The organism is Streptomyces vulcanius (assembly GCF_042653945.1).
GTDB lineage: Bacteria > Actinomycetota > Actinomycetes > Streptomycetales > Streptomycetaceae > Streptomyces > Streptomyces mangrovi.
Genome location: NZ_JBHSFK010000064.1, coordinates 44,408 through 54,411 on the forward strand (window position 1 = coordinate 44,408; position 10,004 = coordinate 54,411).

The following is a 10,004-nucleotide window of genomic DNA, read 5'->3' on the forward strand; positions in this document are numbered from 1 at the left end:
GTCACTCGTCGTTCTCGCCGTGGAAGCGGCGTCTGGCCGACAGGAGTTCCACCTCGGGGCGGCCTGCGACCAGCCGTTCGCACCGGTCCAGTACGTCGGTCACGTGCTCGGCGTCACCGGCGACCACGGCCAGGCCGATCCGGGTCCGGCGGTGGAGGTCCTGGTGGTCGACCTCGGCCGCACTCACCGCGAACCTGCGCTGGAGCTCGGCGACGATGGGGCGGACGACGGAGCGCTTCTCCTTCAGCGACCGTACGTCGCCGAGGAGGAGGTCGAAGGACAGAGTCCCCACGTACATGTAGGTAGCCGGTTCACCCGCCGGTCCGGGATCGATGACCCTGCCGCCCTGTGGGACAGGGGCTCCAAGAACGGTACCCCGATCCCGGCGGCGTCTCGACGGAGTTTGTCCAGCCGTATGTGGCGGGACACGGCGGTGCCGGGCCAGGGACGGCTGTCCCTGGCCCGGCACCGGGCCGTGGGTGTTACACCCGCGGCTTCTCGCGCATCTCGTACGTCGCGATGACGTCGTCGATCTTGATGTCGTTGAAGTTGCCGAGGTTGATACCGCCCTCGAACCCTTCGCGGATCTCGGTGACGTCGTCCTTGAAGCGGCGCAGACCCTCGATGTTGAGGCTCTCCGCGATGACCTTGCCGTCGCGGATGAGGCGCGCCTTGGTGTTGCGCTTGACCTCGCCCGAGCGGATGAGGACACCGGCGATGTTGCCCAGCTTGGACGACTTGAAGACCTCGCGGATCTCCGCCGTACCGAGCTCGAACTCCTCGTACTCCGGCTTGAGGAGACCCTTCAGGGCCGCCTCGATCTCCTCGATCGCCTGGTAGATGACCGAGTAGTACCGGACGTCCACGCCCTCGCGCTCCGCCATCTGCTGCGCACGCCCGGCTGCCCGGACGTTGAAGCCGATGACGATCGCGTCCGAGCCCATGGCCAGGTCGATGTCCGACTCCGTGACCGCACCGACGCCGCGGTGCAGGACGCGGATGTCGACCTCTTCGCCGACGTCCAGCTGGAGCAGCGAGGACTCGAGGGCCTCGACGGAACCAGACGCGTCACCCTTGATGATCAGGTTCAGCTGCTGGACCTCGCCGGCCTTCAGAGCCGCGTCCAGGTTCTCCAGGGAGAACCTGCGCGTGCGCTTCGCGAAGGCCGCGTTGCGCTCACGGGCCGCACGCTTCTCGGCGATCTGGCGGGCCGTACGGTCCTCCTCGACCACGAGGAAGTTGTCGCCGGCGCCCGGGACGTTGGTCAGACCCAGGACCTGGACCGGCGTCGACGGACCGGCCTCGGCGACGTTGTTGCCGTTGTCGTCGAGCATGGCGCGCACCCGGCCGTAGGCGTCGCCCACGACCATCGTGTCGCCGACCCGCAGCGTGCCTCGTTGGACGAGGACCGTCGCCACGGCACCGCGGCCGCGGTCGAGGCGGGACTCGATCGAGATGCCCTGCGCGTCCTGGTTCGGGTTGGCCCGCAGGTCGAGCGAGGCGTCGGCCGTGAGGATCACGGCCTCCAGCAGCGAGTCGATGTTCAGACCCTGCTTGGCGGAGATGTCGACGAACATGGTGTCGCCGCCGTACTCCTCGGCCACCAGACCGAACTCGGTCAGCTGACCGCGCACCTTGGTCGGGTCGGCACCCTCGACGTCGATCTTGTTGACCGCGACGACGATCGGGACGTCGGCCGCCTTGGCGTGGTTGAGCGCCTCGACCGTCTGCGGCATGACGCCGTCGTTGGCCGCGACGACCAGGATCGCGATGTCCGTCGACCGGGCACCACGGGCACGCATGGCGGTGAACGCCTCGTGACCCGGGGTGTCGATGAAGGTGATCGCGCGGTCTTCCTCGTTGACCTGGGTCGAGACCTGGTAGGCACCGATGTGCTGGGTGATGCCGCCGGCCTCGCCCGCGATGACGTTCGTCTTGCGGATGGCGTCGAGGAGTCGGGTCTTACCGTGGTCGACGTGACCCATGACGGTGACGACCGGGGGACGGACCACCAGGTCGTCCTCGTCGCCCTCGTCCTCGCCGAACTCGATGTCGAAGGACTCGAGCAGCTCGCGGTCCTCCTCCTCCGGGCTGACGACCTGAACCTCGTAGTTCATCTCGCCGGCGAGCAGGTGGAGGGTCTCGTCGGAGACGGACTGGGTCGCGGTGACCATCTCGCCGAGGTTCATCATGACCGCGACGAGCGACGCCGGGTTGGCGTTGATCTTCTCCGCGAAGTCGGTGAGCGACGCGCCGCGGGAGAGACGGATCGTCTCGCCGTTGCCGCGCGGCAGCATCACACCGCCGACCGACGGGGCCTGCATGGCCTCGTACTCCTGGCGACGCTGACGCTTCGACTTGCGGCCACGCCGGGCCGGACCGCCGGGACGACCGAAGGCGCCCTGCGTGCCACCACGGCCACCGGGACCACCGGGACGACCGCCGAAGCCGGGACGGCCACCGCCGCCACCGCCGAAGCCGCCGCCACCGCCGGGGCCACCGCCACCGGGACGACCGGCGAAACCGCCGCCGCCACCCGGACGGGCTCCGCCGCCGCCACCGGGACCGCTCGGACGACCGGCGAAACCGCCGCCGCCGCCCGGACGACCGCCGCCGCCACCGGGACGACCGGCACCGGCCGGGCCCCGACCGCCGCCGCCACCCGGACCACCGCCGGGACGCGGGCCGGCAGCGGGACGCTGCGGCATCATGCCGGGGTTGGGACGCGGGCCGCCGGGACGCGGACCGCCGGGACCCGCACCCTGCGGACGGGGCATGCCCGACGGCGAGGGACGGCCGCCGGGACGGTCGTGTCCGCCCGGAGCCTGCGGACGGGGACCGCCGCCCTGGGCGCCGGCCGCCTGGGGACGCGGACCGCCGCCGGGAGCACCCGGACCGCCGGGGCGCGGGGCGCCCTGCGGACGGGGGGCCTGCGGGCGGGCCATACCGGCGTTGCCGCCGGACGTGAAGGGGTTGTTGCCCGGACGCGGACCGGACGGACGGGCACCCGGACGCGGCGCACCGCCACCGGGACGCTGGCCCTGACCGCCGGCCGGACGCTGGCCCTGACCCTGACCCTGACCGTGCTGACCCTGACCGGGCCCACCCGGACGGGCGCCGGGCCGGGGCGCGCCGGGGCGCGGTCCCTGGGCGGCGGCGGGACGGGGTGCGGACGGGGTGGACGGTGCGGCCGGGGCCGACGGCGGAGCGGTGAACTCCGGGGCGGCCGGGGCCGGACGCGGCGCCGGCTTGGGGCCGGGACGCGGACCGGAGGCCGGGGCGGCGGGCGCCGCCGGGGTGACCGGAGCCGCGGAAGCCGCAGGGGCCGCGGGAGCCGCGGGAGCCGCGGGGGTCTGTGCCGCGGGAGGCCTGGGGGCGGCCGGCCGCGGGGCAGCCGGACGTGCCGACTGCGCCGGAGAAGGCGCACCGGGCTTGGGGGCAGCCTTGCGCGGGGCGGACTTGCCGCCGCCCTGGAAGGCATCAGTCAACTTGCGGACTACGGGCGCCTCGATGGTCGAAGACGCCGAACGGACGAATTCACCGAGTTCTTGGAGCTTGGCCATGACGACCTTGCTCTCCACGCCGAACTCCTTGGCGAGTTCGTATACCCGGACCTTAGCCACTTCGCTCCTTTTAGGTCCGGGTTGCGTCCGGACCGTCGCTACTTCATGGGCGTACTCATCGCGTGCTCATCGAGTGCTCATCGCAATCTCGACCTACTTCCAACTCGCGGGGTACCTGAGCCGCACGGACATTCCGCGCGACGCTTCTTACGGTGTCACCTGATCGGCAACTGTCGTCTGCTCGACGTACTGGCGCAACGCCTTTGTGTCGAGCGCTCCCGGGGCGCGCAACGCCCTCGTGAACGCCCGGCGGCGCACCGCCTGGTCCAGACAGACGAGTGCGGGGTGTACGTACGCACCCCGGCCGGGCAGCGTACCGCGTGGATCGGGGACGCAAACGCCCTCGACCGCCACGGTGCGCAGCAGATCCGTCTTGGCCGCCCGCTCCCGGCACCCCACACAGGTGCGTTCAGGGCATGCTCCGGCGTGCGTCCGGCCAGACACTCTTAAGTCTACCTCCCCGCGGCCACCTCACCCCTTCGGGGCAGGACTCGAACACTCGCCGCGATATATCTGACGTGATCTGAGCGGGCCCCGGCTTGGATCTATTCCCCGGCCCCCGCGAAGGTCACTCGGACGGCTGCTCGGACGGCTGCTCGATGTCCGGCCGGATGTCGATCCGCCAGCCGGTCAGCCGGGCGGCGAGACGGGCGTTCTGCCCTTCCTTGCCGATGGCCAGCGACAGCTGGTAGTCCGGCACCGTCACGCGCGCGGAGCGGGCCGCCAGGTCCACGACCTCGACCTTCGAGACCCGGGCCGGGGACAGCGCGTTCGCCACCATCTCGGCCGGGTCGTCCGACCAGTCGACGATGTCGATCTTCTCGCCGTTCAGCTCGCCCATCACGTTGCGCACCCGGCCGCCCATGGGGCCGATACAGGCGCCCTTGGCGTTCAGACCCGAACGGGTGGACCGTACCGCGATCTTGGTGCGGTGGCCGGCCTCCCGGGCGATGGCGGCGATCTCGACGGACCCGTCGGCGATCTCCGGCACCTCCAGGGCGAACAGTTTCTTCACCAGATTGGGATGAGTGCGCGAAAGCGTGACCGAGGGACCCCGGACCCCCTTCGCCACCCGAACGACGTACGACCGCAGCCGCATGCCGTGCGGATACGTCTCTCCGGGGACCTGCTCCTGCACCGGCAGGATGGCCTCCAGCCTGCCGATGTCCACGAGCACGTTCTTCGGGTCGCGGCCCTGCTGGACCACGCCGTTGACGATGTCGCCCTCACGTCCCGCGTACTCGCCGAGCGTCGCGTCGTCCTCGGCGTCGCGCAGCCGCTGCAGGATCACCTGCTTGGCGGTGGTGGCGGCGATACGGCCGAATCCGGACGGGGTGTCGTCGAACTCGCGGGGCTCCTGGCCCTCTTCGAGGTCCTCGGGGTCCTCCTTCGCCCACACGGTCACATGTCCGGTCTCCCGGTTGAGCTCCACGCGCGCGTGCCGGCGGCTTCCCTCGGTGCGGTGGTAGGCGATGAGGAGGGCCGACTCGATCGCCTCGACCAGCAGGGGGAAGGAGATCTCCTTCTCCCGTACCAAGCCCCGCAGGGCGCTCATGTCGATGTCCACGGCTACGCCTCCTCTTCCTTCTCGTCAGTGTCGTTCGGGTCGCTCTGGTCCTTGCGGTTGAACTCGACCTGCACGCGCGCCTTCTCGATCTCCGGGTAGGCGACCCTGCGGGCCGTGGCCTTGCGGCCCTTCACACCGGGCACCTCGAGGTCGAGGCCGTCGTCGTCGGCCGTCAGGATCCGCGCGACCAGCTCGCCGCCGTCCCCGGCCAGCTGGAACCTCACCAGCCGGCCCGTGGCGCGCGCGTAGTGCCGCTGTTCGGTGAGGGCGCGCTCCGCGCCCGGGGTGCCGACCTCGAGGGTGTACTCCCCCTCGCCCATCGCGTCGCTCTCGTCGAGCGTCGCCGAGAGCGCACGGCTCACATCGGCGATCTGGTCCAGGTCCGCCCCGGTGTCGGAGTCGACGACGACACGCAGCACGCGCTTGCGCCCGACGGAGTCCACGGCGATCTCCTCGAGATCCAGGCCCTGGGAGGTGACGAGCGGTTCCAGGAGCTCTCGCAGCCTCTCGCTCTGGGTGGTGCTCATCCGGGTGACTCCTCGGCCGCGTGTGCTGTTGTGGGATGGTCGCGTGTCTGGTCAAAGGGTATCCGGTCGCGGGGAGTGTTGCCGTCCACCCTGTGGACGGACCGTTCACGGAGGGTGGCGGAGACCTGGCGGAGGCGGGTCCCCGGGTACGGTGATCGTCATCTTTCGTACGAGTTCCCCGAGGACGTCTGACGTGCCGTTGCCGCTCCCACCGCGCATCGCCCCCGGGCCGCGCAGAAGAACCCTGCTCGCCTCGGCCGCCGGAGCCACGCTCCTCGCGGGCTGCTCCGCCGACACCCCGGAGGAGACCGAGGAGAACGTCGGTGCCACCCCGTCGGTCACCGAGCGGGCACGCACGCGTGCGGCCCAGGAGAGCAACGCACTGCTGGAGCGGTACGACGCCGTCCTCGCCGCCCGTCCCACACTCGCGGGACGGCTCGCGCCGCTGCGGGCGGAGGTGGTCCGGCACGTGGAGGCGTTCGGGGGGACGGAGACAGTACCTCCCAAGGCATCACCTTCCGTGCCTGCTTCTGCCGCACCCTCGGTGTCGGCTTCCCCCGGGACCGACAAGGACGCCCTCGCCTCCCTCGCCGTCGCCGAGCGGGCGCTGGCCGACCGCAGGGCCGGCGCGCTGCTGGAGGTTCCGGGCGAGCTGGCCCGGCTGCTGGCCTCGGTGGCGGCGGCCGGCGCGGCCCACGCGTATCTGCTGACGGAGGGGACGACGACACGATGAGCGAGGCGGAGCGCGCGGCACTGACCGCTCTGCAGGCGACGCTGGCCGCCGAGCACGCCGCCGTGTACGGGTACGGCGTCGTCGGCGGCCGGATCGCCGCGGCACGGCGCGCGGAGGCACAGGCGGCGTACGACGCGCACCGGGCTCGCCGGGACGCGCTGGCGCGCGAGGTGCGCGACCTCGCCGCCGAGCCGGTCGCGGCGAGCGCCGCGTACGCCCTGCCGTTCCCGGTAGCGGACTCCGCCGCGGCCGTCCGGCTCGCCGCCGAGCTGGAGGACCGCGTGGCCGGGGTGTACTCCGACCTCGTGCGGGCGACCGGGGGGAAGCAGCGCCGGGAGGCGGCGGGCGCGCTGCGGGAGGCGGCGGTGCGGGCGGTGCGCTGGCGTGGCGGGAGCGTAGCCTTCCCTGGGCTCGCCGAGCGGGCCGGTACGGCCGTGGAGTCGCCCTCGGCGGCGACGCCCACGGCATGACGGGGAGACGGAAGGGAACGGCTCGCGCATGGCATTCGAACCGCCGCGGCGTCTGGCGCGGGCGCTCGACGAGACCGCACCGGACGGTGACGCCTGGCTGGAGAATCTGCCCTCGGCGGTCCAACAGGCTGTTGATCTACGCGAGTTGACTGTTGAGCGGGTGCAGGTGCCGGGTGGCCGGAGCAGCCTCGTGGTGCTGGTGCGGCGCGCGGACGGGACGCCCGCCGTGCTGAAGCTGGCCCCGCCGCGGTTCCGGCCGGAGGCCGAGCGGGCCGCGCTGGCGCACTGGGGCGGGCTGGGCGCCGTACAGCTGCTGGACGGGCCGGTGACGGACGGGGTGCTGCTGCTGGAGCGGCTGCATCCGGATGTCTCGGTACGGTCGCTGCCGGAGGCCAAGGCGCTCCTTGAGGCGGCGGGGACGTTGCGCCGGCTCTGGGTGGAGCCGCCGGCCGGGCCTGTGTTCGAGACCGTCGCCGAGCGGACCGGGAGGCAGGCCGCGGCGATGCGGGCGACTGCCGTCGGCTCGGAGGTGGGTGTGCTGGTGTCCGCAGCTCTCTCCGCCCGGGAGGAGTTGGTGCGGGCGGCACCCGAGGCGCGGTTGCTGCACGGAACGTTTCGGCAGAGCAAGGTGCTGGCGGGTGAACGGGTGCCGTGGCTGGCCGTGGGGCCGGATCCGGTGGTGGGTGAGTGTGCGTTCGATCTGGCGCGGCTGGTGCGGGATCGGGTGGAGGATCTGGTCGCCTCCCCGTCGGGGGCGGCCAGTGCGCGGCGGCGGGTGCGGAAGTTGGCGGAGTCGTTGGAGCTGGATCAGGAGCGGGTGCGGGGGTGGACGCTCTTTCGGGCTGTGGAGTCCGGGGTCCGGGCGCTTCGGGTGGGGCGGCCTCGGGATGCGGAGTTGTTGCTGGAGTTTGCCGGGTGGCTTTAGGGGTTGTGTTTTGTCTGCGGGTGCGTGGGGGCCGGCCTTGCCGTCAGCTTGAGGGCCAGGGCAGGACAGTCTGAGGCTGCTCTGCGGGCTCGTTTTACCGTCCTCGTCGGGACAGGCGTCCCGTCCACGATCGGGTAGCCCCATTCGTCGAGCGTTATGTGCTCGGGCAGGAGTTCCGCGCACAGGCCGTGGGCGCGGCAGGTGGTCCAGTCGATGTCTATGGCCAGGTGCTGGTCCATGTCAGGCCTCCTGGGGGACGGGCAGCAGGGGGGTGTGGTCGGTGGCCGTGCAGTGGCCGTGGGCGTGGGCGTCGGCCTCCGCCGCGAAGGTGGTCAGGGCGCTGCGGACCAGGCGGACCGTGCCGTCGGGATGGTGGCAGGCGCCCCGGCCCTCGACCAGGCCGGACCAGCGGGCGAGGTCGGTGCGGACGGTTCCCTGGGGGCCGGGCGTGGCCAGGGTGTGGAACGCGGTGGCGATGCGGGGCAGGCCGTTGAGGCAGGGGCCGCACTGGCCGGCCGACTGCAGGGCGAGGTAGCGGAGGACTCGGCCCGTTTCCGTGAGCCCGCAGCGGTCGGCGGGGAGGGCCGCCAGGACTCCGGCACCCAAGTAGGTTGCGTCGACGGTGAGTTGGGCCGCTTCGGGGGCCGGGATCCAGGTGCCGTGGTAGCCGCCCACCAGGACCGCCGAGGCGCCCTCCAGGGGGAGCAGGCGCGCGATCGGGAGGCCGTAGGGGGCCTCGACGACCCGGGGTTCGTGGCCGGCGACGTGGAGGGTGCAGAGGGCGCTGCCGGGCTGGGTCGAGGTGCCGGCGGTGCGGTACCAGTCGGCGCCGTAGCGGGCGACCAGGGCGAGGTGGGCGAGGGTCTCGACGTTCTGGACGAGGGTGGGTGCGCGGTGCACGCCCCGCTCGCGCACCGGTGGGCGCTGGTGGGTGGGGCGGGCGGCGCCGCCGGAGACGTACTGGGCGAGGGCCGACGCCTGGCCGGAGAGGAAGGACTTCGGCAGCCGGACCACCTTGACCGGCAGGGGGTCGGCGGGACGCTGGGCGAGGGCGGATTCCAGCCAGGTCGCGCCGTCCTCCACGGCGATGTACGCCTCCCCCGCGCCGACCGCGTGTGCGGCGGCCTGGAGTCCGTCCAGGACGAGGTGCGGGGAGCGGTGGAGCAGGGTGCGGTCCTTGCGGCTGGCGGGCTCGCCCTCCGCGCCGTTGGCGACGACCACGGGGGCCCGTCCGCCGCGCCGGCCGGCCTCGGCGACCGCCACAAGCTTGCGGTATGTCGGGAAGGCGGCCCCGCCGTGCCCGGTGAGTCCGGATTCGGCCACGGCGCGCAGGACGCTCTCCGGGTCGCCGTACGGGAGCGGGCCGTAGCGCTGGTGGTGGGTGGGGAGGTCGGCCGGGGTGGTGCCGGGGGCGAGCAGGCGGGGGGACATGTAGAGGTCGGGGAAGGTGGCGGTCACGGACGGACTCCTTCGGCGGTGCGCAGGAGGGCGGCGGGGGTGTGGCGGGCGGCGCGGGCCGCGTGGGCGAGGCGGGCGGCGAAGGCGGCGATCACCGTGGCCACACAGGCGACGGTCAGCCAGGTCATCCAGTCGGCGCCGGTGTCCGTGCCGATGCCGATGCCGTGCAGAAGGGCGACCGGCCAGGAGGCGTACGCCAGCCAGTGGACGGCCCGCCAGGCGCGGTGGCCGAGGCGCTCGCGCAGCAGGCTGGTGACGAGGACGGCGAGCATCAGGTCGAGGGCGACCGTGCCGAGGCCGAGCCAGAGGGGCTGGTAGTCGGAGACGAAGGGGATCACCGCGTCCACCGGCGTGATGTTCACGTAGCTGTCGACGATCGCCGTGGTGATGTGCAGGGCCAGGAAGGCGGTGGCGGAGAGGGAGAGCGTGCGGTGCAAGCTCATCGTGCCGAACCGGGGCAGACCGGGGATGCGGGCGCGCAGCCGTACGGCGATGCCGAGCAGGACGACGACCGTGAAGAGGACCAGGCAGACGGCGCCGGTGGCACGGTTGGCGTACCAGAGGGTCTCGGAGGTCACGCGGCCCTACCTTCTTGAGTGCGTCCCGAGAGTTCGCGACTCTGGGACTGCGCGGGTGGGGCAGGGATGGCTTTCATGCTGGCTGCCCTCGATGGCTCAGGCCGCTGGTCCCCCTGCCCCGCC

11 protein-coding genes are annotated in these 10,004 nt (G+C 72.6%); 3 read left to right on the forward strand and 8 right to left on the reverse strand.

Features of this window, described 5'->3' with window-relative positions; translation table 11 throughout:
• Position 1 precedes the first annotated feature (1 nt).
• From ACFPIH_RS52675 to rimP, 5 genes are all read right to left on the reverse strand, one after another.
• Positions 2–298, reverse strand: coding sequence for a DUF503 domain-containing protein (locus tag ACFPIH_RS52675; protein ID WP_381186960.1), 297 nt, complete (start codon positions 296–298; stop codon positions 2–4).
• Between the two features lie 184 nt (positions 299–482).
• A complete protein-coding gene (infB, locus tag ACFPIH_RS52680; protein WP_381186958.1) occupies positions 483–3,623 on the reverse strand; it encodes a translation initiation factor IF-2 in 3,141 nt (1,046 codons plus the stop codon).
• 147 nt (positions 3,624–3,770) lie between these two features.
• Entirely contained in the window at positions 3,771–4,067 is a 297-nt protein-coding gene (locus tag ACFPIH_RS52685; RefSeq protein WP_381186955.1) for a YlxR family protein, read from the reverse strand.
• 124 nt (positions 4,068–4,191) lie between these two features.
• Positions 4,192–5,190 carry a transcription termination factor NusA gene (gene nusA, locus ACFPIH_RS52690; RefSeq protein ID WP_381186953.1) on the reverse strand — a complete coding sequence of 333 codons (999 nt, stop codon included), beginning with the start codon at positions 5,188–5,190 and terminating at the stop codon, positions 4,192–4,194.
• Positions 5,191–5,192: 2 nt separating this feature from the next.
• Positions 5,193–5,717 (reverse strand): ribosome maturation factor RimP, encoded by a 525-nt coding sequence (rimP, locus tag ACFPIH_RS52695; RefSeq protein ID WP_381186951.1) that lies wholly within the window; start codon positions 5,715–5,717, stop codon positions 5,193–5,195.
• 193 nt (positions 5,718–5,910) lie between these two features.
• Between rimP and ACFPIH_RS52700 the strand changes: the two genes are divergently transcribed.
• The 3 genes from ACFPIH_RS52700 to ACFPIH_RS52710 are packed head-to-tail and all read left to right on the forward strand — an operon-like array spanning position 5,911 to position 7,845.
• Entirely contained in the window at positions 5,911–6,450 is a 540-nt protein-coding gene (locus ACFPIH_RS52700; RefSeq protein ID WP_381186949.1) for a hypothetical protein, read from the forward strand.
• A complete protein-coding gene (locus ACFPIH_RS52705) occupies positions 6,447–6,920 on the forward strand; it encodes a ferritin-like domain-containing protein (protein WP_381186947.1) in 474 nt (157 codons plus the stop codon). Before ACFPIH_RS52700 ends, ACFPIH_RS52705 begins: the two co-directional genes overlap by 4 nt.
• 28 nt (positions 6,921–6,948) lie before the next feature.
• Positions 6,949–7,845 carry an aminoglycoside phosphotransferase family protein gene (locus ACFPIH_RS52710; RefSeq protein ID WP_381186944.1) on the forward strand — a complete coding sequence of 299 codons (897 nt, stop codon included), beginning with the start codon at positions 6,949–6,951 and terminating at the stop codon, positions 7,843–7,845.
• Here the strand turns inward: ACFPIH_RS52710 and ACFPIH_RS52715 are convergent.
• From ACFPIH_RS52715 to ACFPIH_RS52725, 3 genes are read right to left on the reverse strand one after another with little or no spacing between them, the layout of a single operon-like run.
• A complete protein-coding gene (locus tag ACFPIH_RS52715) occupies positions 7,842–8,084 on the reverse strand; it encodes a ferredoxin (protein WP_381186941.1) in 243 nt (80 codons plus the stop codon). The genes ACFPIH_RS52710 and ACFPIH_RS52715 overlap by 4 nt on opposite strands.
• Before the next feature lies 1 nt (position 8,085).
• Complete coding sequence (locus ACFPIH_RS52720; RefSeq protein ID WP_381186938.1) at positions 8,086–9,303, reverse strand: NADH-ubiquinone oxidoreductase-F iron-sulfur binding region domain-containing protein; 1,218 nt, start codon at positions 9,301–9,303, stop codon at positions 8,086–8,088.
• Complete coding sequence (locus ACFPIH_RS52725; protein WP_381186936.1) at positions 9,300–9,881, reverse strand: ferric reductase-like transmembrane domain-containing protein; 582 nt, start codon at positions 9,879–9,881, stop codon at positions 9,300–9,302. The genes ACFPIH_RS52720 and ACFPIH_RS52725 overlap by 4 nt, the downstream gene beginning before the upstream one ends.
• Positions 9,882–10,004: the final 123 nt, after the last annotated feature.

Bases quoted from the DNA above. Each gene is read 5' to 3' on its own strand.
- ACFPIH_RS52675 (WP_381186960.1), bottom strand. From the start codon at position 298: ATGTACGTGGGGACTCTGTCCTTCGACCTCCTCCTCGGCGACGTACGG.
- rimP (WP_381186951.1), bottom strand. From the start codon at position 5,717: ATGAGCACCACCCAGAGCGAGAGGCTGCGAGAGCTCCTGGAACCGCTC.
- ACFPIH_RS52705 (WP_381186947.1), top strand. From the start codon at position 6,447: ATGAGCGAGGCGGAGCGCGCGGCACTGACCGCTCTGCAGGCGACGCTG.
- ACFPIH_RS52710 (WP_381186944.1), top strand. From the start codon at position 6,949: ATGGCATTCGAACCGCCGCGGCGTCTGGCGCGGGCGCTCGACGAGACC.
- ACFPIH_RS52715 (WP_381186941.1), bottom strand. From the start codon at position 8,084: ATGGACCAGCACCTGGCCATAGACATCGACTGGACCACCTGCCGCGCC.